This is a genomic window from Natronocella acetinitrilica, from assembly GCF_024170285.1.
Classification (GTDB): domain Bacteria; phylum Pseudomonadota; class Gammaproteobacteria; order Nitrococcales; family Aquisalimonadaceae; genus Natronocella; species Natronocella acetinitrilica.
Genome location: NZ_JALJXV010000002.1, coordinates 550,496 through 569,554, shown reverse-complemented (window position 1 = coordinate 569,554; position 19,059 = coordinate 550,496). Strand labels below are relative to the sequence as shown.

At 63.0% G+C, this 19,059-nt stretch carries 17 protein-coding genes; 6 read left to right on the top strand and 11 right to left on the bottom strand.

The genetic code is table 11. The annotated features are described in order from the left end of the window. Positions 1-72: 72 nt before the first annotated feature. From ruvB to J2T57_RS05835, 5 genes are all read right to left on the bottom strand, one after another. Positions 73-1,137, bottom strand: coding sequence for a Holliday junction branch migration DNA helicase RuvB (ruvB, locus tag J2T57_RS05855; RefSeq protein WP_253475641.1), 1,065 nt, complete (start codon positions 1,135-1,137; stop codon positions 73-75). Between the two features lie 46 nt (positions 1,138-1,183). Next, the gene (gene ruvA, locus J2T57_RS05850) at positions 1,184-1,789 is read right to left on the bottom strand and encodes a Holliday junction branch migration protein RuvA (RefSeq protein ID WP_253475638.1); all 606 of its coding nucleotides are present in this window, start codon (positions 1,787-1,789) and stop codon (positions 1,184-1,186) included. Between the two features lie 10 nt (positions 1,790-1,799). Beyond that, positions 1,800-2,309, bottom strand: a complete 510-nt coding sequence (gene ruvC / locus J2T57_RS05845) for a crossover junction endodeoxyribonuclease RuvC (protein WP_253475635.1) — start codon at positions 2,307-2,309, stop codon at positions 1,800-1,802. Between the two features lie 17 nt (positions 2,310-2,326). Then, positions 2,327-3,067: a YebC/PmpR family DNA-binding transcriptional regulator gene (locus J2T57_RS05840; RefSeq protein WP_253475632.1), complete on the bottom strand. Its 741-nt coding sequence runs from the start codon at positions 3,065-3,067 to the stop codon at positions 2,327-2,329. 131 nt (positions 3,068-3,198) lie between these two features. Next, complete coding sequence (locus J2T57_RS05835) at positions 3,199-4,242, bottom strand: patatin-like phospholipase family protein (protein WP_253475629.1); 1,044 nt, start codon at positions 4,240-4,242, stop codon at positions 3,199-3,201. 185 nt (positions 4,243-4,427) lie between these two features. Here J2T57_RS05835 and J2T57_RS05830 point away from each other — a divergent pair, with 185 nt between their 5' ends. Continuing rightward, a complete protein-coding gene (locus J2T57_RS05830; RefSeq protein WP_253475626.1) occupies positions 4,428-5,684 on the top strand; it encodes an HDOD domain-containing protein in 1,257 nt (418 codons plus the stop codon). 21 nt (positions 5,685-5,705) lie between these two features. Here the strand turns inward: J2T57_RS05830 and J2T57_RS05825 are convergent, their stop codons facing one another. Then, entirely contained in the window at positions 5,706-7,433 is a 1,728-nt protein-coding gene (locus tag J2T57_RS05825; RefSeq protein WP_253475623.1) for an AMP-binding protein, read from the bottom strand. 170 nt (positions 7,434-7,603) lie between these two features. Between J2T57_RS05825 and pabB the strand changes: the two genes are divergently transcribed. Then, a complete protein-coding gene (gene pabB, locus J2T57_RS05820) occupies positions 7,604-8,941 on the top strand; it encodes an aminodeoxychorismate synthase component I (protein WP_253475620.1) in 1,338 nt (445 codons plus the stop codon). Between the two features lie 9 nt (positions 8,942-8,950). Here pabB and J2T57_RS05815 read toward each other — a convergent pair whose 3' ends face one another. Beyond that, positions 8,951-9,781, bottom strand: a complete 831-nt coding sequence (locus J2T57_RS05815) for an HDOD domain-containing protein (RefSeq protein WP_253475617.1) — start codon at positions 9,779-9,781, stop codon at positions 8,951-8,953. Between the two features lie 394 nt (positions 9,782-10,175). On the opposite strand from J2T57_RS05815, the gene J2T57_RS05810 reads away from it, so the two are divergent. From J2T57_RS05810 to phbB, 3 genes are all read left to right on the top strand, one after another. Beyond that, the gene (locus J2T57_RS05810) at positions 10,176-11,357 is read left to right on the top strand and encodes an acetyl-CoA C-acetyltransferase (RefSeq protein ID WP_253475615.1); all 1,182 of its coding nucleotides are present in this window, start codon (positions 10,176-10,178) and stop codon (positions 11,355-11,357) included. 60 nt (positions 11,358-11,417) lie between these two features. Beyond that, positions 11,418-11,942, top strand: a complete 525-nt coding sequence (phaR, locus tag J2T57_RS05805) for a polyhydroxyalkanoate synthesis repressor PhaR (RefSeq protein WP_253475613.1) — start codon at positions 11,418-11,420, stop codon at positions 11,940-11,942. 388 nt (positions 11,943-12,330) lie between these two features. Beyond that, on the top strand, positions 12,331-13,077 hold the full coding sequence (gene phbB, locus J2T57_RS05800; protein ID WP_253475611.1) for an acetoacetyl-CoA reductase: 747 nt from the start codon (positions 12,331-12,333) through the stop codon (positions 13,075-13,077). 387 nt (positions 13,078-13,464) lie between these two features. On the opposite strand, the gene J2T57_RS05795 is transcribed toward phbB, so the two are convergent. From J2T57_RS05795 to J2T57_RS05785, 3 genes are all read right to left on the bottom strand, one after another. Then, the gene (locus J2T57_RS05795; protein ID WP_253475609.1) at positions 13,465-14,502 is read right to left on the bottom strand and encodes an alpha/beta fold hydrolase; all 1,038 of its coding nucleotides are present in this window, start codon (positions 14,500-14,502) and stop codon (positions 13,465-13,467) included. Further along, positions 14,499-15,380 carry a poly(R)-hydroxyalkanoic acid synthase subunit PhaE gene (locus tag J2T57_RS05790; protein WP_366519072.1) on the bottom strand — a complete coding sequence of 294 codons (882 nt, stop codon included), beginning with the start codon at positions 15,378-15,380 and terminating at the stop codon, positions 14,499-14,501. Before J2T57_RS05790 ends, J2T57_RS05795 begins: the two co-directional genes overlap by 4 nt. Positions 15,381-15,544: 164 nt before the next feature. Then, positions 15,545-16,969: a M48 family metalloprotease gene (locus J2T57_RS05785; RefSeq protein ID WP_253475730.1), complete on the bottom strand. Its 1,425-nt coding sequence runs from the start codon at positions 16,967-16,969 to the stop codon at positions 15,545-15,547. Positions 16,970-17,174: 205 nt separating this feature from the next. Between J2T57_RS05785 and J2T57_RS05780 the strand changes: the two genes are divergently transcribed. Then, positions 17,175-18,251, top strand: a complete 1,077-nt coding sequence (locus tag J2T57_RS05780) for an AI-2E family transporter (protein ID WP_253475606.1) — start codon at positions 17,175-17,177, stop codon at positions 18,249-18,251. A gap of 318 nt (positions 18,252-18,569) precedes the next feature. On the opposite strand, the gene J2T57_RS05775 is transcribed toward J2T57_RS05780, so the two are convergent. Beyond that, positions 18,570-19,037 (bottom strand): peroxiredoxin, encoded by a 468-nt coding sequence (locus J2T57_RS05775; RefSeq protein WP_253475604.1) that lies wholly within the window; start codon positions 19,035-19,037, stop codon positions 18,570-18,572. Positions 19,038-19,059: the final 22 nt, after the last annotated feature.

Sequence of the window (19,059 nt, the reverse complement as noted above, 5' to 3'; positions counted from 1 at the left end):
ACATGGCGTCCGGATGCGTGCGGGCTCACGCTGCCGGCCGTGACAGCGACGTCCCCGGCAGAAACGGCTGGATCAGCCGTGCGGCGTTCCATCCTTTTGCTCGGAGAAAAGATCCCGCGACTCGGTGACGATACGCCCCGGAGGCGGACGGTTGAAATGAGTATAGGCATTGGCGGTTGCCATGCGGCCGCGGGGGGTGCGCATGATAAAGCCCTGCTGGATCAGGTAGGGCTCCAGCACCTCCTCGATGGTGCCGCGCTCTTCACCGATGGCCGCCGCCAGGTTGTCCAGCCCCACCGGCCCGCCGTCGAACTTGTCCATGATGGTCAGCAGCAGGCGCCGATCCTGCTCGTCGAAGCCGCTGTCATCCACGCAGAGCATGCGCAGGGCCGCGTCGGCCACCTCGGCGGTGATACGACCGTCTGCCTTGACCTCGGCGAAATCCCGCACCCGGCGCAGCAGTCGATTGGCGATACGCGGCGTGCCCCGCGCACGGCGAGCAATTTCCCTCGCGCCGGCCTCCTCAAGCGGGAGTTTCAGCAACTGCGCCGACCGGGTGACGATGTAGGCCAGGTCATCGGCGCCGTAGTATTCCAGCCGCTGCACGATGCCGAAGCGCGCCCGCAGCGGCGAGGTCAGCAGCCCGGCCCGTGTGGTGGCTCCCACCAGGGTGAAGGGTGGGAGGTCCAGTTTGATGGAGCGTGCCGTGGGGCCCTCGCCGATCATGATGTCGATTTTCTGGTCTTCCATGGCCGGGTAGAGCACTTCTTCCACCGGTGCACTGAGGCGATGGATCTCATCCACGAACAGCACGTCGCCGGGTTCGAGGTTGGTGAGCAGGGCAGCAAGGTCGCCCGCCTTCTCCAGCACCGGCCCCGAAGTCTGGCGCAGGCTCACACCCATTTCGTTGGCGACGATGTGCGCCAGTGTGGTCTTGCCAAGACCTGGCGGGCCGAAGATCAGCAAATGATCCAGCGCCTCGTCACGATTGCGGGCAGCCTGGATGAAGATCTCCATTTGTTCGCGCATGGCCGGCTGGCCCACGTAGTCGGCCAGTCGGCGCGGACGCAGCGCCTTCTCGATGGCTTCGTCATCGGCGTTGGCGGAAACGGTAACCAGGCGATCCGGTTCGATCATGGAGCAACTCGCAGTGGCGCTGTTCGATTGGCCTGTGTGCCGTCGATCATCTTACCGTGTTCTGCAGGGCCAGTCGGATGATTTCCTCGCTGGGCAGGTCCGTGGCATCCACCCGTGAGACCAGCTTGCTCGCTTCCGCGGGGCGATAACCCAGGGCCACGAGGGCGGCAATGGCGTCACTGCTGGCGTCGCCCGCGGGGGCCGTCCGGGCCTTGCCGCCAACGCCTGGCAGGGCGCCGCCGCCACCGAGGTTGTTCAAACCGTCCTTCAGTTCGATCACCAGCCGCTGTGCGGTCTTCTTGCCCACCCCCGGCAGGCGGGTCAGGCTGTCGGCATCCTGTTGCTGGATGCAGTGGATCAACTCGTCCACGCTCATGCCCGAGAGCAGGGTCAGCGCCAGTTTCGGGCCCACACCGTTGACCCGGATCAGGCTGCGGAACAGGCTGCGTTCCAGCCGGGTCAGAAAACCGTACAGGTTGTGGGCGTCATCCTTGATGGACAGGTGGGTGTAGAGAGTCACCGGCTCGCCCACGGCTGGCAGCGCGTAGAAGGTGGACATGGGCGCTTCTATCTCGTAACCCACACCGGCCACGTCAAGCAGTAGCGCGGGCGGCTGTTTCTCGGCGAGATGTCCCTGCAGGCGTCCGATCATGGTGAAGGGTTCACTTCCATTGTTTTGCCGTGGCCTGGGCGACCCGGCGACTGAAAGGGCTCTGGTGCAGATGGCACAGGGCCATTGCCAGGGCGTCGGCGGCGTCCTCCGGCGGCGCCGTGGGCAGCTCCAGCAGCAGGCGCACCATCATCTGGACCTGCTGCTTGTCCGCCGAACCCTGGCCCACCAGTGCCTGCTTGGCTTCCGCCGGTGTGTATTCGTGCACCGGCAGGCCCAGCACCGCACCGGCACAGATGGCCGCGCCCCGGGCCTGACCGAGCTTCAGCGCCGATGAAACATTATGGCGAACGTGTACCTGCTCCACCGACAGCGCTTCTGGCTGGTGCTCATGGATCAGGGCGGTGAGATCCTCGAATATGATCCGCAGCCGCTCCGGGAACGTGGCCGACGCCGTGCGTATCACGCCACTGGTGACATAGCGAAACCCCCGGCCGGCACTTTCCACGATGCCGAAGCCGGTCACCCTGGAGCCGGGGTCAATGCCGAGTATGCGGCTCATGCACCGGGCCTCCCGACTCAGGCATCGTAGGCATCCTGATCGATGTCGGCGTTGTGATAGACGTTCTGCACATCGTCCAGGTCTTCCAGCATGTCGAGCATCTTGATCATCGTTGCCGCCTGGTCGCCGGACACGGCCACCGTGGTTGCCGGGCGCTGGGTGACTTCGGCGTCTGCGGGCTCAAGGCCAGAGGCCTGCAGGGCATCGCGCACGGCCATGAATTCGTCCGGGCTGGTGAGTACTTCGATGGATCCATCCTCGTTGGTGAGGATATCCTCCGCGCCGGCCTCCAGGGCCGCTTCCATGACGGCATCCTCCTCGGTGTCCGGCGGAAACGTGATCACACCGGCCTTGGAGAACAGGAACCCCACCGAGCCGTCGGTGCCCAGGTTGCCGCCAAACTTCGAGAAGGCATGGCGCACCTCTGCCACGGTGCGGTTGCGGTTGTCGGTCATGCAGTCGACCATCACCGCCACGCCATTCGGGCCATACCCCTCGTAGCGAATTTCCTCGTAAATGGCCGAGTCGTCCTGGCCGGAGGCGCGCTTGATGGCGCGCTCGATGTTGTCCTTGGGCATGTTGACCGACAGCGCGCGGTCAACCGCCAGGCGCAGACGCGGGTTGCTGGCCGGGTCCGGATCACCCATGCGCGCGGCGACAGCGATCTCCCGGATCATGCGGGTGAAGATCTTGCCGCGCTTGGCATCCTGCGCCTTCTTGCGATGCTGGATGTTGGCCCATTTGCTGTGACCTGCCATGAACTGTCTCGCTCCCCAATGGTGATTCGTCGGCCGCGCCAGCCTTGCCGGCGCGAGCACGGCAAAGCTTATGGAAGCGCTGCGCCCTTGTCACCATCGCGAGCATGGCAATAGCCCTGCGCCGCCGGCAGTCACACCAGAAAATCGTCCAGACGCGTGGTTGGTGTTCCGCCGATATGGCCGCCTTGTGACGACAGCCACTCATCGGCCCGCTGCCGGCCCTGGTCCCGAAGGTGTTCAAGGAAGGCCCGGTCGGCATTGATCCGGCTGGTGCCGCCAAGTCCCGCCACATCCTCGTCGGCGCTGATGCGGTGCAGGAAAATGCCGCTGCCTCCCCGCAGCCGGCCCGCGCGCCGCAGTCCCGCGAGGATCTGCAGCTCCCGGGTGAGTGTCGACTGAAAGGCGATTTCGTTGGCGCGATCCACAATCCCGGAAACCTGGGTGGGTACGGCTTCATGGCGGTCGGGTGCGAGTTGCACCACCAGCAGATCATTGGCCGGGGTTTCCAGCAGCAACGGGAACAGCGGTGGATTACCGGTGTAGCCGCCGTCCCAGTAGTGCTCCCCGTCGATCTCTATCGCCTGGAACAGCAACGGCAGGCAGGCGGAGGCGAGCAGGGACCGCGGCCGCAGGTCCTGATTCCTGTGCAGGACGAGCCGGCCGCTACGCACGTTGGTGAGGGCGATGAACAGGGGCGGCGCGTGCCGATGTCGCAGCGCATCGAAGTCGATGAACTTCTCCAGTAACTGCACCAGCGGATTGTAGTCGCCGGGGTTCAACTGGTAGGGAGAAGCCAGACGACTCAGGTTTTTCAGCAGCACGAATCCCGGCGAGTAATCCCGGTTCCAGCCGTGCAGTAAGTGATCGAGCGGCGTGCTCTGCAGGGGGCCGCTGCGGGCCTGCTCGGCCACGCCCAGCCACAGAGCCTCCAGTGTGCGCCGGGCACCGTCATGGCCGCCCTGAACCAGCCCACAGGCCAGTGCCGCCGCATTGAGTGCCCCGGCGCTGGCGCCGCTGATGCCGAGTATGGATACGCGGGTTTCCAGCAGGCGATCGAGTACCCCCCAGGTGAAGGCACCGTGACTGCCACCACCCTGCAGCGCCAGGGCAAGAGAGGGGCGGCCCAGGGAGCGTGCCAGCCCCCAGCCCATGCGCCGGAGTCCAGTCAGTCTCATGCGCGTCGCTCTCCCGTGGGTCGGTCTGCACACTTACTCTCGCAGCTATGCCGCTGAACCGCTACGGGTCGAGTGCCTGGAATGTGATCGCGGGCGCGTTTCCACGCAGCCCTGTTCGCTACCATCGGGGAAAGGGTCGGGGCTGCGCGCTCCCAGGCAGCGACATAAAAACCTCGGGACAGGATATGGCGAGAATTGAACCGGAATTGCTTGAAAACCTAGTGCCTCTGCGTGAATTGACGCCGGAGGCCCTGCAGGCCCTGGCCGGCGAGGTAGAGATCGAGGAGGTCCCGGCGAAGACGGTGATCTTCCGTCGTGGCGGTGCCGACGGCTATGCCCGCTACGTACTCTCGGGAACGGTGGTGCTGGTGGACGGCGATAACGCCCGTCGCACCATGACCGGAACCGGCAACGCCGGCGTGGCGCCGGAGCCGTTGGCCCGCACGGCGCCGTTCGACAGCCATGCCGTGGCCGGCACCGATGTCAAACTGATTCGTCTGTCCGCCGCCCGTATCCAGCAACTCCTTGCCAGCAGCAGGCTGCCAGAGGCCGAGGTGGCGGAGGTGAGTCCCGAGGGCGGCGATGGCGACGCCCTGTTCTATCGGTTGTTCGATGATCTGATGAACGATCGCCTGGAGTTGCCGAGCATGCCGGATATCGCCGTGCGTGTGCAGCAGGCAATCGCAGAGCATGAAGCTGGCCCGGCGGACCTGGCGCGTATTCTCCAGTCCGATCCGGTTATCGCGGCACGGCTCATACAGGCGGCCAATGGTGCGGCTTTCGGCGGACAGCGGGACGTCGACGCCCTGCAGCCCGCCATCACCCGGCTTGGCCTGTCCACCACCCGGGAAGTGGTGACCGCAATTGCCCTGAAGGCGGTTTTTCATTCCAGCAATCCCCTGGTGAACAAGCGCATGGTGGAACTGTGGATGCACAGCTCCCTGGTTGCAGCGACTTCCCAGGTGCTGGCGCGCAAGCTCAGTGGCTTCGCCCCCGACCGTGCCCTGCTGGCGGGCCTGGTGCACGACATCGGCGTGATTCCCATGTTGACCAATGCGGCGTCCTATCCGGCCCTGGTCAAGGATCCGGGTCTGCTTGAAGAGACGATCCGCGAATACCGGGGGCAGGTTGGCAGCATGATCCTGCGTCGCTGGAACTTCCCCGAGGATCTGATTGCCGTGCCGCTGGCGGCGGAAGACTGGATGCGGGAGGTGGATGCGCCCGGTGGCGATTACGGCGACCTGGTCATGACCGCGCAGGTGCAGACCATGGCCGGCGGGCCGGCGATGCCGGCCGCCGACGCGGCTGCGGTGCCCGCGATCAGCGAGACCAGCGCCTATCGCCGGCTCGGTCTGGAAGAGCTGGGCATCACGGATTCCGCCTCCATCATGCAGGAGGCCAGGGGTGAGATCGCCGAAGCGCAACGGCTACTGATCGCCTGACCGGTGGCGCCGGGTGGAGGCTCAGGTCTCCGCCGTTGCCTCCTTGCGGAGATCCTTGCGCAGGATCTTGCCAACGGGGGTCTTGGGCAGTTCGTCGCGAAACACCACCTCCCTTGGCACCTTGTAGTTGGTCAGATGCTCCTTTCCATAGGCAATCAGCGCCTGCTCGGTCAGTGACGGATCCTTGCGCACCACGTAGGCGCGCACCGTCTCACCGCCGTTCTTGCCGGGCACACCGATGACTGCGACTTCGGCGACCCCGGGGTGGCCATCCAGCACTTCCTCGACCTCATTGGGGTATACGTTGAAGCCGCTGACGTCGATCATGTCCTTCTTTCGGTCGACGATGCGGATGTAGCCATCGGCATCCATGGTGGCCACATCCCCCGTGAGGAACCAGCCGTCCCGTAGTGCCTGCGCTGTCTCGTCATCACGGTTCCAGTAACCACTGAAGACCTGTGGGCCGCGCACTGCCAGTTCGCCGGCTTCACCCTGGGGTACGGGCGCGCCCTCGTCATTGACAATGCGCACATCCGTACCCGGCACCGGCAGTCCGATGCTGCCCAGCACGATGCGGCCGGTGGGTTGGTTGACCGAGACCACCGGGCTGGTTTCGGACAGGCCATAGCCTTCGCAGAGTTCGCTGCCGACCAGTTCTTTCCACTCCTTGGCCACGCTTGCATGCAGCGCAGTCCCGCCGGAGATGGTCATGTCGATGGCCGGCGGCTTGCCGCGGAACCAGTCCTCGTGACAAAGCGCGTGGAACAGCACGTTGACGCCTGAGAACTTGGTCACCGGAAATGTCTCGAACGCCTTGCGCAGATTGCTGGGTGGACGCGGCGATGGGCAGAGCACGTTGCGGCAGCCGTTCATGAAGAAGGTCATCATGTTAAAGCTGAAGGCGAAGATGTGATAAAGCGGTAGTGCGGTGAGGATGACCTCATTGCCCGGACGGATCACCGGCCCCGCCACTTGCTGGATCTGGGCCAGGTTGGCAAGCAGGTTGCCGTGGCTCAGCATCGCGCCTTTGGCCACACCGGTGGTGCCGCCAGTGTACTGCAGCACCGCCAGATCGTCGGTGGCCCGCTCCACCGGGGAGAACCTGCCAGCCTTCAGCAAGTTTGCGCCCTGGCTCAGGGCATTCTCCAGGGATTGGGTCTGCGCGGTGGGGGTGGGGATCTGTTTCTTCAGGCGCAGCACCGTCCTGATCAGCGTACGTTTCAACCAGGGAAACCCGGTGGCGACGCTGGCAAGCAGGACATGTTCCACGTCGGTGTCACGCAGCCCTTCGCCGAGCTTGTCGGCGAAGAGGTCGATCAGCAGTAACACCCGCGCGCCACAGTCCTTGAGCTGCAGATTCATCTCGCGGGCGGTATAAAGCGGGTTGAAGTTCACCAGAACCAGCCCCGCCTTGAGGATGCCGAACACCGCAACCGGGTAGGCCAGGCAATTCGGCATCTGTACCGCCACCCGGTCACCTGGGCGCAGCTTCAGCTCTTCGGAGAGATAGGCCGCAAACTGATCAGACAAGCGGTCGATATCGCCATAGCTGTAGGATGCATGCAGGCCGTTGTCGAGGCAGATGGTGAAGGCGACGCGTTCGCGATACTGCTCGCAGGCCCGCTGCATGAGACCGACCAGCGTCTGGTCGGGCAGCGCGTTCAATTCCGTATCGATTCCCTCGCCGTAGTGCGCCAACCAGGGCCTGCTGTCGTAAAACGCCTGTGCCTGTCGGATGGTGTCATCCATGGTGTCTGGCTACCTCCTTGTTCGCGTCCGGGATGGACGATTGAAATGAAAGATCTGAATATGAATTCACACTTTACAGATGCCCATTCCGGCTGGCCAGCATATGGATGGCGACGCGGCCTCGACCGGGTACACTCTGCCACCAGAATGCGGTGTGACAAGAGGGGGCGATGAGGGAAACCGTCAGGGCCGAGCGCCTGGATGATGCGATCGAGCCGGCTTGTGTCGCCCGGGCATTGCGTGGCAGCGGCGGGCTGGTGTGGCTGGACAGCGCCGGCGCCGGCGGGCGCTACGACATCATCTCCGCGGCGCCCGGCGAGTTGCTCATCAGTCGCCGGGGGCGCTGTTTGTGGCGCCGTCGTGACGGTGTCTGGCAGGCCAGTCGGCGCGATCCCTTCAGCGTGCTCGCGGAGCGTCTGGCAAGCCGACGGGTGGATGCCGGGCCGTGGCCCTTTCCCGGCGGCGCCATGGGCTACTTCGGCTACGAACTCGGTTACCCTGTGGTGCACCTGCCGCAACCGTCGCCTGCGTCCGCGGACCTCCCGGATATGGCGGTGGGGCTCTACGACTGGGCCGTGCTGCGAGATCGCGATGCCGGCACCACCTGGTTATTGACTCTCCCCGGTGCCTCCATGACAAGCCGGCAACTGAGCCGGCTGCTTCAACGGGCGGCGCCGCTCGGCAATTACCGGATGAGTACGATCCAGGTCGATACCCACGCTGCCGCATATCGCGAGCAGTTCCAGCGGGTGATGCGTTATATCCAGGACGGTGACTGCTACCAGGTGAATCTGTCCCGCCGTTATCGTGCGGACTTCCATGGCGACCCCCTGACCGCCTACATGGCTCTGCGCAGGCAAAGCCCCGCCCCCTACGGCGCCTACCTGGAGCAAGCCGGCCGGGCGGTGCTCAGTATTTCACCGGAGCGTTTCCTGCGATTGCGCGACGGCCTGGTCGAGACCCGGCCCATCAAGGGTACCCGCCCGCGGGTGCAGGACCCGGCGGCGGACGCTGCCCAGCTGCAGGCATTGCTCGAGAGCCCCAAGGATCGGGCAGAGAACCTGATGATCGTCGATCTGCTTCGAAATGATCTGGGTCGTGTCTGCGAGACCGGTAGCATCCGGGTGCCGGAGCTGTTCCGCGTCGAGTCCCATCCCACCGTGCATCACCTGGTGAGTACGGTGACTGGCAGGCTGCCATCGACCACGTCGCCAGCACTGCTCCTGCGGGCCTGCTTCCCCGGGGGGTCGATCACTGGGGCACCCAAGCGGCGGGCCATGGAGATCATTGCCGAACTGGAGCGCGGCCGGCGTGGTGTCTACTGCGGAGCGGTTGGTTACCTGGGCTACGACGGTGCCATGGATACCAGCATTGCCATTCGCACCGCCCTTGTCGCGGATGGCGAGATCAGCTACCGGGCTGGAGGTGGGTTGGTCAGCGATTCGACGGCCGATGCCGAGTTCGAGGAAACCGAGCACAAGGCCCGGGCCTTTCTGTCGCTGGCCTGATGCGGGATGTCAGTGTCCAAGCAACGAGGCGAGCCCCCGCAGCATCGCCTGCTCCTTCTGGCAGTCATCGCGCAGTCGAATCACAAGGCCCTCGGGGAGGTAATCCGGGTCCTCGAGTTGCAGTGGTAGCTCGTCGAAATCAGCGGCGACCCAGTTCATCGACCCTCGTAGCAGGCGCTGCAGCGACCAGGCCGCGTCAACCTGGTCCGGTTCTGCCAGAGTCTGGATGGTGTCGCTGATGACCGCGGGAAGTTCCCACTCCCGCAGCAGCATGGCACCGGCGGTATAGCGGTCGAAGCCGAGCTGCCGCCGCTCCAGCAGTGCCGGCTCCTGGGTCGGGTCTTCATGCAGTGCGCAGAGGATCTGTTGCATGTCGCCGGGGAAGGTGTGAACCAGCAGCAGCTCACCGATGGAATGCATCAGGCCGCAGAGATGGGCGGCTTCCGCGCCCGTCTCTATTGGCACATACCGTCCGATCTGGCCTGCAGCATGGGAGCAAGCCATTGCGTTGTACCAGTAGATGGCCGGCTCGAAGGCAGGGCAGCGGCTGGTATCGAGCTGCTGGGCCAGCACGATGCTCACGGCCATCATGCGAACCCGGTTCATGCCCAGGCGCATCATGGCCTCGGCCACCGAGTAGGCCGGTTGCTTGCCGCGGAAGAACGCCGAGTTCGCCATGGAGATCAGACGCGCAGTCAGCGCCGGATCCCGGTTGACGGTCTCCGCCACGCGAGCGATATCCACTTCCGGCTCGTTGAGTGCCAACAGGATTTCATGAGAGACGTAGGGCAGCGATGGCAAGCTTGCGCTGGTCGTGCTCAGTCCGCCTGTATCATGCATGAGCCGGATACCTCGTGTGGGTACGTGGGGTGTCTGATCCCGTGGCCACGTCAGGATCAAGGTGCATCCTAGCGGGCATCGACGACTCGAACCGTCGCACTCATCACACTACCGACAACTGTTGCGTGCGCCATGCGGACAAAGACCGCAGGTGGTAACCGAGGCCTGACGGTATGGACGGCCGTTCTGCGCAACGAGGCGCTGATGCTGCAGCGACGCCGCCATTTCGCAAGTGCAGCATTTCTGCCATCATGGTGGATGGTGGCCGCGCTGGACCTGAATGCTGACGGATCGGTTCGGGCGGCTCCGGAAAACTATCGAGAAAGAGGTGGCCTCGGTTCGGTACGCCTCTCCAGTACCCACACCAAACTGCTCAACAGTCGGAGGATTTCCAATGGAACAGGTCGTGATTGTTGCCGCCGGTCGAAGCGCCATCGGTGCTTTCGGTGGTGCCCTGTCTACAGTACCGGCCAGTACCCTGGGTGCCCAGATTATCCGGGGAACCCTCGAGAAGGCCGGGATTTCGCCAGACCAGGTGGACGAAGTGATTCTCGGCCAGGTGCTCACAGCCGCAGTGGGGCAGAATCCTGCGCGGCAGGCTTCCATCGCTGCTGGTCTGCCTGACACCGTGCCTGCCATGACTATCAACAAGGTCTGTGGCAGCGGCCTGAAGGCCGTTCACCTGGCTGCGCAGGCGATCCGCCTGGGCGATGCCGACTGCATCGTGGCCGGGGGTCAGGAAAACATGTCCCTGGCGCCCCACGCGCTGCCCAAGTCCCGTACCGGTCAACGCATGGGCGACTGGAAGCTGGAAGACGTCATGATCAAGGACGGCCTCTGGGATGCCTTCAACAACTACCACATGGGTGTGACCGCCGAGAACCTGGTGGAGAAGTACGGCATTACCCGCGAAGAACAGGACGCGCTGGCAGCCGAGTCGCAGCAGCGCGCCGTCGCCGCCATGGAAGCCGGTCGTTTCAAGGACGAGATCATTCCCGTCTCGATTCCCCAGCGTAAGGGTGATCCGGTGGTCTTCGATACCGACGAGTATCCCAAGCCGGGCACCGATGCTGCCAAACTGGGCAAGCTGCCCGCCGCGTTCAAGCGCGAGGGTGGCAGCGTCACCGCGGGCAATGCATCGGGCATCAATGATGGCGCCGCCATTATGGTTGTGATGTCGGAACGCAAGGCCAAGGAACTGGGCCTGGAGCCGCTGGCCTATGTTCGCGCCTATGCCAGTGCCGGTGTTGATCCGGCCATCATGGGGTCGGGCCCGGTGCCGGCGACCAAGCGCTGTCTGTCTCGTGCCGGCTGGTCTGTGCCGGACCTGGATCTGGTGGAGGCCAACGAGGCCTTTGCCGCTCAGGCGCTTGCTGTGGCCCGGGAGCTTGAATGGGATATGAGCAAGGTCAACGTCAATGGCGGAGCCATTGCCCTGGGCCACCCCATCGGGGCCTCCGGGGCTCGCGTGCTGGTGACCTTGCTGCATGAAATGAAGCGCCGTGACGCACATAAGGGGCTGGCTACCTTGTGCATTGGCGGCGGTCAGGGCGTCGCCGTTGCTGTCGAGCGCTGAGACTGGAAGAGATGACAACCCGGGCTTGCGCCCGGGTTGTCGTCGATGTGAGGTGTCCGCATGACCGACGATGTTCGCCTGATCAAGAAGTATCCGAACCGGCGCCTCTATGACACGGCAATCAGCAGCTACATCACGCTGGCCGACGTCAAGAGGCTGGTGACCGACGGTGTCGATTTTCGTGTCATTGATGCAAAAAGTCGTGATGATCTGACGCGTACCATCCTGCTACAGATCATCAGCGAGGAGGAGGAGGGCGGAGAGCCCATCTTCAGCACGGAGTTGCTCGCCCAGATCATACGCTCCTACGGCGGCAACATGCAGAACCTGCTCACCAGCTACCTGGAAAAGAGCATGGACATGTGGTCAGACCAGCAGCGCATGTTTCGTGAACACACACGTGAGTTCATGGAATCGAACCCGATGAGCGTGCTGAGCCAGATCGCCGAGCGCAACCTGAAGATGTGGCAGGCCATGAGTGGGGTCAGCCAATCCAAGGAGGACGGTGACGGGCCATCTGCAACATCCTCCGGCAAGCAATCTCCGACGTCCTCGCCCACAAGGCCTGGGTCGCGCAAGCGCTAACCCCTTTTTTCATCCTGTTTCTCGCTTATTCCCGCGTCGCAGCATAACGCTGCGGCGCGGTTATTGTGCATGGCATCACAAATTTCAATCGATCCTGTCGAACTGAAATATCATCCTAAGTTTATGTTAATTATAAGTAAATATTAATTTCACGATGCGAAATTGATTTTCTTCAGTGTTGACATGGTCTGAGTCCGTCCCTATGCTCGCCAGTGAATTTTCTGCGCCGCACAAAAATGTTTTGTGCGCTTGCGCGGTGCCATCGGCCGCGGTGTGTCATCACCGTCACCGGGTCGAGTGTCCCGCCGAGTGGGCTTTCCGCGCTGCGGGTTTTTGAGGTTCGCCGAAGTCACGCAGGCGTGGCGGCGATGAATGAAGAGGACGAACTATGGCGAGGCGGGTTGCGTTGGTGACGGGTGGCAATGGTGGTATTGGCACCGAAATCTGTCGGCAACTCTCGGCCGCGGGTTATCAAGTGGTAACCACTTGCATGGATCCGGAGCGTGAGGGCATTCGTGAATGGCAGCAGGCGCTGCAGGAAGAGGGCGTCGACGTCTCCTGGGTGCAGTGTAACGTGTCCGACTTTGCCGCATGTCAGACCATGGCCGAAGTGGTGGAGTCCCGCCACGGCCCGGTGGATGTCCTGGTCAATGTTGCCGGCATCACCAGAGACGCCTTCCTGCACAAGCTCGAGAAAACCTCCTGGGACGCCGTCATCAACGTCAATCTGACCAGCGTCTATAACGTTACCCGGCAGTTCGTCGACGGCATGCGCAGTCGCGGCTTTGGACGCATCGTCAACATCTCCTCGGTCAACGGTCAGACCGGCCAATTCGGCCAGACCAATTACTCTGCCGCGAAAGCCGGCATGCATGGTTTCACCATGGCCCTGGCAAAGGAAGGTGCCCGCAAGGGCGTGACCGCGAACTCCATCTCGCCGGGCTACATCGCAACGTCGATGACCGCGGCCATTCCCGAGGAAGTCCGCGAGCAGATCGTGTCGCAGGTTCCGGCGGGGCGCATGGGGCGGCCAGAGGACATCGCCCGGGTTGTCACTTTCCTGGCCGCTGATGACGCCGAGTACATCAACGGTGCCAACATTCCGGTGAATGGCGCACTGTTCACGAGCTTCTGATAGGTAGCGGCAAGAGGCGCTCGGTGCGCTGATTGACAGGGTGGACAGGGCTGTCTACCCTATACTCCGAAAAATTGAGAGGCAAAAAAAAACGGGCAGTCTCGCGACTGGCCCGTCTTAGTCTCTCACTTGCTGGCGGCGATGCCGCTTCTTTTATTATCTCGCAGCGCATCGTGGCGCGTCTTTTATTATGGTGGTGCCGGTTTCCGGCTACCCTCTCCTCCAGGCGACTTTTCAGTCGCCACTCCTCCGCCCCCACTAGCCTGGGGGTGTTTTTTTGGCGCTACTGCCGGTCCTGCGTCGGCTTTGTCATGTTCGGGATTCTACGGATACGTCGGGTCCGCGCAAGTATTTTCGTTGTTGCGTCGCAACAGCTCTTCCCCGCGTTCACAAGTATTTTCGGGCCATTCGCTCCAGTTCAGGAATGAGCGTCTGGCGGTTCCGACGGGACAGAAACACCCCCAGGTGTCCGCCCGGCAACTCGCATTCCTGATAGGGCGTGTCAGCCGGCAGGCAATGCCCCAGCGCCCGTGCCGAGCCGCGTGGCACCAGGTGGTCGTCCGCTGCATAGGCATTGAATACCGGTATTGTCAGCTGGTCGAGGCTGACGCGTTGATTCCTGATTTCCAGGCGGCCGGTGACAAGACGATTCTCGATGTAGAAGTCCCGGAGGAAGCGGTGGAACATCGCTGCTGGTTGATCCGGACAGTCATACATCCAGGCCTCCAGGCGCAGAAACTCCTCGAGCAGATCCTGCCGCTGCAGCAGTGCTGGTAAATCCCGGTAGCGGCGGACCAGCAGGTCCGCGGGTTTGAGTGCGGCAAAGGCGCTGCTTAGCAATTGGCCATTGATGTTGTCTCCGGGCAACGCAGTCTCTTGCACCGGTACCGTCTCCGCCAGTCGGGACAGTGCGTTGCGCTCGGCATGGAAATCCACGGGGGTTGCCAGCGTGACCAGGGCGCCGATGCCAGCAGGACGGGCCAGCGCGTGACAGAGACTCAGGGTGCCACCCTGACAGACACCCACAAGCATGAGTCGTTGGTGGCCGCTTTCCGACAGGACCTGATCAACTGCCTTGCCGAGAAAGCCCGGTACGTAGTCTTCCAGGTCCAGGCTTCGGTCCGCATCCAGGGGGTAGCCCCAATCCACCAGATACACCGGAAAACCTGCTTCCAGCAGATCGCTGATCAATGAGCGTCCGGGTGCCATGTCAAGCAGGTCAGGTCGGTTGACCAGGGAATAGACCAGCAGGATGGGGGGCAGATTGGCTACCGGCTGGTGGGGCAGTGGTGCATAACGTTGCAGGCTGAACGGAGGGCGTTGCAGGCAGGTGCTCGCAGGCAGGGTGCCTCGGCTAACCGGTTGCATTTCAGCACAGCGCTCGAGGGTTTTCGCCCAGTCCGCCTGTGGAGCGCCGTCGTTCATCTTTGCTTGTTCCGGCGGGCGGGCTTTGCCCCGTGAGTCTCAAGCAGATCAAGGCGCTGGCGAAGGGCGTCGAGTTCCTCGTCATTGGCTCGACGCATTTCCTGCAAGCGCACCTGTGTACCTGCGAGATCCTGCCGTGTGGCGATGCCGAAGCCATGCAGCCAGGGCTCGATCAGCGGCAGGGCATCTGCCCTGGCCTGTTGCAGACTGGTGTTCAGTTTCGCCAGGTGCCTGGTGTGTTCATCCGAATCGAGCATGTGTTCATAAGCGTCGCTTAACGCTGACAGCCATGTTTCAAGCAGCTCTTCCCGGTCCGGCGCGGGATCGGATGACCGTGCCGCCAATCGCTGCTCCCAGCCCTTGAGGGCCTTTTCCAGCATGACTTTCTGGGTCTGCGCATAGGCGGCGCCGGCCTCGATCGCAGTGCTCAGCGACTTGTGCAGGGCCTGGAGGTTGGCAACCTGTCGGCCGCCCACGCCAAGCTGCGGCCATTGCCGCAGCGCATCCAGCGTCGCCCTGGCGAGATCGGTGCTGCCGGACGCCGCGCAGGACTCCAGCCAGTGGGTGAGCCATTGCAGATCCGGCGGCAACTGCTGGGCCGTCTCGTCGAGGTGGCGATCTACCTCCTCATGCAGGTTTCGCAGGTGTCGCAGCAGGGAAGCGGTCCAGTCGGCACTGCCCTGGAGATCATCCGCCAGGGACTGGAGAGCGCCGTCCATTGCTGCAATCCATTCGCCGCGCGCACTCAGCAAGGCCTGCTCGCGATCTTTCTCCGGTACCGACGGGTCCAGCGCCCGCAGCCAGGAACGGTTTCCGGCCTGCGCACGCGCGATCCAGTCCAGCCAGTATTCTTCCGGTGCGGGTCCGCTCATGGTCATCCATCGGTTGCAACGCGCGGAGTTTGTCCCTTGTCCGCCGGTCGACGCGTGGTCACGTCTGCCCGGAGGCGCTTTCGACGATCTGGCAGTGTGCCACGAAAGCGCGTGAGCGTCTGTGGGCTGTAGGGGGAACGCGTGTCCTCGAGGCGGCGTGCGGCCCTGGGTCAGCGCATGCGGTTCTCGTAGTCCGCCACGAGTTCCTGTCGGCGGGATACGGCCCGGGACTTGTCGTACATCTCGGCATCGTTGGCATTGATGACCTGGTTCAACTGTTCGATGGCGAGTCGCAGTTGCCCGTGCATCTGATAGTACTCCGCCATTGCCAGCTTGCCTTCATGGGGCACATTGGCGTCCGCCGCGATCTGGGCCAGCTTCTGGTAGAGGGCGGCATCGGGTCCGCGGCGCTGCAGATGTCGCCGGATCACGGCGCGCGCCTCGCCTGCCTTGCTGGCATCGCGGAGTGCGTCTGCGTAATGGTAGACGGTGGGATAATTGTCGGGGAAGAGCTCCAGCGTGAGCTGATAGAACTCCAGCGCCTCATCCTCGTTGCCGGCAGCCCAGTGGGCCCGCGCCAATGCCAGGTAGTACGAGACGAATTCGCCATGCTGATCGATCAGCGTCTCCAGTAGCTCCACCGCCTCTTCGGTCTGGCCCGCCTCGGTCAGGGTCAACGCCAGACCGTAGGCTGCAGCGTTCCGGTCCCCGTTGCCCTCCAGTTGTGCCCGGAAATGCCGTTCCGCGCTGCTGGTGCTCTCGGCCCGTGATACCAGCAGGCGGGTGCGGATGATCTGGTACGTCGCACTTTCCTGTACGTCACGTCGACCGAGTTGCTGGGCACGGGCGCGACTTTCGGAAATCCGGTTCTCCGTAATCGGGTGGGTGCTCAGGTACTCGGGTGGCCGTGTCTGGTACTGGGTTGCCTGGTGCAACCGCTCGAAGAATCGCGGCATGCCCTCGGGGTCGAGGCCGGCCCTGGCGAGAATCTGCAGGCCGATGTTATCGGCCTCGCGCTCGTGTTCGCGGGAGAAGTTGAGCTGCTCCTGGATGGAACCGGCAATGCCGGTCATGGCCGCGGCGCTGCCTGCTTCCGGATCCTGCATGCCCAGCAGGATCGCCGCCATGAGTACGCCCAGGGTACGGAAGCCCGCGCCGCGCTGGGCGTCAAGTCGCCGCGCGATATGTCGCTGCGTGACATGGGCAAGCTCGTGGGCCATCACGCCGGCCAGTTCGCTTTCCGATTGCGTGCGCAGGATCAGGCCGGAGTTGATCCCGATATTGCCGCCAGGCATGGCGAAGGCGTTGATGGCGGGGCTGTCCACGACGAAGAATTCGTACTGGAAGTCCGGCCCGTCTGCGAAGCCAAGCAGCCGCTGACCGAGTTCCTGGATGTAGGCGCGCACTTCCGGATCCTGCTCCATGGGCAGGCGCATCCGCACTTCGCGGATCAGCTCGCGCCCCAGGCGTGCTTCCTGCGAGAGGCTCAGGCTGCGGCTCGCGCCATCACCGATTTCCGGCAAACGAACGCCGTCGGAGTCAGTCTGTGCGGCCACGCCGGCGCCCAGCAGTAGACCGAGTGCGAGCGCTATCACGCGTTTCAAGGAATTCCCCCGGGTCTTCTGGAAGACCGGCTTGCTCTGACGGAACCAGTACAGTCAGCGATTGGACCCGCTATGCCCGCCCATGTTCCGGGCTGTCCGCGCTGCTCTCGTGCGCCTCGATCAGCCGTTGTATGATGACCCGGCATGACCGTCTGCGGCGCATGCACAAACACGATACAGCAAGGAGCTTTGGCTGATGCAGCTGATCCGGGACTGGTTCCGTCAGCACTTCGACAACCCGCAGGTCATCGGCCTCGCCGCGGTACTGATCGTTGGAATGACGCTGTTCCTGTTCTTCAGCAGCATGCTCGCTCCGGTGATCGCCTCCCTGGTGCTTGCCTACCTGCTTGAGGGCGTGGTGCGCAGTCTGGAGCGTTTCGGCGTGCCCAGGATGCTGGCGGTTTCTTTCGTGTTCCTGGTGTTCTTCGTCGGTCTGTTGCTGTTTTTCTTTGCACTGATTCCCATACTCATTCGGCAGATTGGCCAGCTGGTGGACGAACTTCCGAAAATTCTCAACGCCAGCCAGGCCTTGCTGTTGCAGCTGCCGCAGCAGTATCCGCAGCTGTTCTCGGAAGAACAGGTCAACGACCTGATTTTTTCGATACGCCGTGAGGCACTGGATTTCAGCCAGCGCTTGCTGACCTCCATGTCGTTCCAGTCGGTGATCGTGCTCATCACGTTACTGGTGTACCTGGTTCTGCTGCCATTCCTGGTGTTTTTTTTCCTCAAGGACAAACGGTCGCTGATCGAATGGTTGAGCCGTTTCCTGCCCCGTGATCGGGAACTGCTGATCACCATCTGGCGGGACGTGGATCGCCAGATCGGCAATTACATCCGGGGCAAGTTCCTGGAAATCCTGATCGTCTGGGCGGTTACCTACGCCACTTTCAGCCTGCTCGGCCTGTCGTTCGCGATGCTGCTGTCGCTGGTGGTGGGGCTGTCGGTGATCATTCCCTATATCGGCGCCGCGGTGGTCACGGTGCCGGTGGGGCTTATTGCCTACTTCCAGTTCGGATTCAGCAGCGAGTTCGTCTGGATCATGGTGGCGTACGGCATTATTCAGGCACTGGATGGCAACGTGCTGGTGCCGATCCTGTTCTCCGAGGTCGTGAACCTTCACCCGGTGGCCATTATCGTGGCGATACTGGTATTCGGCGGTATCTGGGGCTTCTGGGGGGTGTTTTTCGCGATACCGCTGGCGACGGTGATTCAGGCCATACTCAAGGCCTGGCCGAGGACAGGCGAACCACTTGAGGAAAGCCCGGCACAGTAGTCACTGTGCCGGGCTTCGAAGCAGGCGGCGGTCGGAGTGCCGCCTGCTAGGGAAGCGCTGAAGTATTCACACTGCCGCGTTACACACAGATTTTTCGTGATGCTAGGCGCGGCGCGCAGCGTCGTGGTGATTCCACGACCAAGCGTCGCAACAACGCAGCGCGGAAAACCTGTGCGCAACCCCGTGGGGCTCGGCCGGTTTTCGCCCGTGGCGGTGTCGCAAGCCACCGCAGGTAGAACCACTACCTGCGGCACCTTGCTTCTAGCCACGAATGAAAACCGGACTCGAGCGCGGCGGCGTGAATACTTCAGCGCTTCCCTAGAGGGCGCGGACTGCGTCGAGCACAGCCTGTGCGTGCCCCTTGACTTTCACGCCACGCCACTCCTCACGAAGTACCCCCTCCGCATCAATCACGAAGGTGCTTCTCTCCACGCCCATGACCTTGCGGCCGTACATGTTCTTTTCCTTGATCACATCGAACAACCCGCAAAGCGTTTCATCCTTGTCGGATAGCAGCGGGAAGTTGAAGCTGTATTTGTCCTTGAAATTCTGCTGCGCCTTCACGCTGTCGCGAGAGACGCCCAGGATCGCCGTGTTCGCGCCGGCGAACTCTGACTCGAGATCGCGGAAATCCTGTCCTTCCTGGGTGCAACCCGGCGTGCTCGCCTTGGGGTAGAAATACAGCACGAGGTTGCGGCCGCGATAGTCCTCCAGGCTGATGGTCTGATCATCGGTGGCCGGCAGGCTGAATGCCGGAACAGGTTTGCCCACAGCTACAGTACTCATGGCGATGTCCTCCAGAATGGGA

What these genes read in the sequence shown, in the direction of transcription:
- J2T57_RS05790 (WP_366519072.1), bottom strand. Translation starts at nt 15,380, where the DNA reads ATGACCATGAGCGGACCCGCACCGGAAGAATACTGGCTGGACTGGATC.
- J2T57_RS05775 (WP_253475604.1), bottom strand. Translation starts at nt 19,037, where the DNA reads ATGAGTACTGTAGCTGTGGGCAAACCTGTTCCGGCATTCAGCCTGCCG.
- phbB (WP_253475611.1), top strand. Translation starts at nt 12,331, where the DNA reads ATGGCGAGGCGGGTTGCGTTGGTGACGGGTGGCAATGGTGGTATTGGC.
- J2T57_RS05810 (WP_253475615.1), top strand. Translation starts at nt 10,176, where the DNA reads ATGGAACAGGTCGTGATTGTTGCCGCCGGTCGAAGCGCCATCGGTGCT.
- pabB (WP_253475620.1), top strand. Translation starts at nt 7,604, where the DNA reads ATGAGGGAAACCGTCAGGGCCGAGCGCCTGGATGATGCGATCGAGCCG.
- ruvA (WP_253475638.1), bottom strand. Translation starts at nt 1,789, where the DNA reads ATGATCGGACGCCTGCAGGGACATCTCGCCGAGAAACAGCCGCCCGCG.
- J2T57_RS05815 (WP_253475617.1), bottom strand. Translation starts at nt 9,781, where the DNA reads ATGCATGATACAGGCGGACTGAGCACGACCAGCGCAAGCTTGCCATCG.
- J2T57_RS05840 (WP_253475632.1), bottom strand. Translation starts at nt 3,067, where the DNA reads ATGGCAGGTCACAGCAAATGGGCCAACATCCAGCATCGCAAGAAGGCG.
- phaR (WP_253475613.1), top strand. Translation starts at nt 11,418, where the DNA reads ATGACCGACGATGTTCGCCTGATCAAGAAGTATCCGAACCGGCGCCTC.
- J2T57_RS05825 (WP_253475623.1), bottom strand. Translation starts at nt 7,433, where the DNA reads ATGGATGACACCATCCGACAGGCACAGGCGTTTTACGACAGCAGGCCC.
- ruvC (WP_253475635.1), bottom strand. Translation starts at nt 2,309, where the DNA reads ATGAGCCGCATACTCGGCATTGACCCCGGCTCCAGGGTGACCGGCTTC.
- J2T57_RS05795 (WP_253475609.1), bottom strand. Translation starts at nt 14,502, where the DNA reads ATGAACGACGGCGCTCCACAGGCGGACTGGGCGAAAACCCTCGAGCGC.
- J2T57_RS05830 (WP_253475626.1), top strand. Translation starts at nt 4,428, where the DNA reads ATGGCGAGAATTGAACCGGAATTGCTTGAAAACCTAGTGCCTCTGCGT.
- J2T57_RS05780 (WP_253475606.1), top strand. Translation starts at nt 17,175, where the DNA reads ATGCAGCTGATCCGGGACTGGTTCCGTCAGCACTTCGACAACCCGCAG.
- J2T57_RS05835 (WP_253475629.1), bottom strand. Translation starts at nt 4,242, where the DNA reads ATGAGACTGACTGGACTCCGGCGCATGGGCTGGGGGCTGGCACGCTCC.
- ruvB (WP_253475641.1), bottom strand. Translation starts at nt 1,137, where the DNA reads ATGATCGAACCGGATCGCCTGGTTACCGTTTCCGCCAACGCCGATGAC.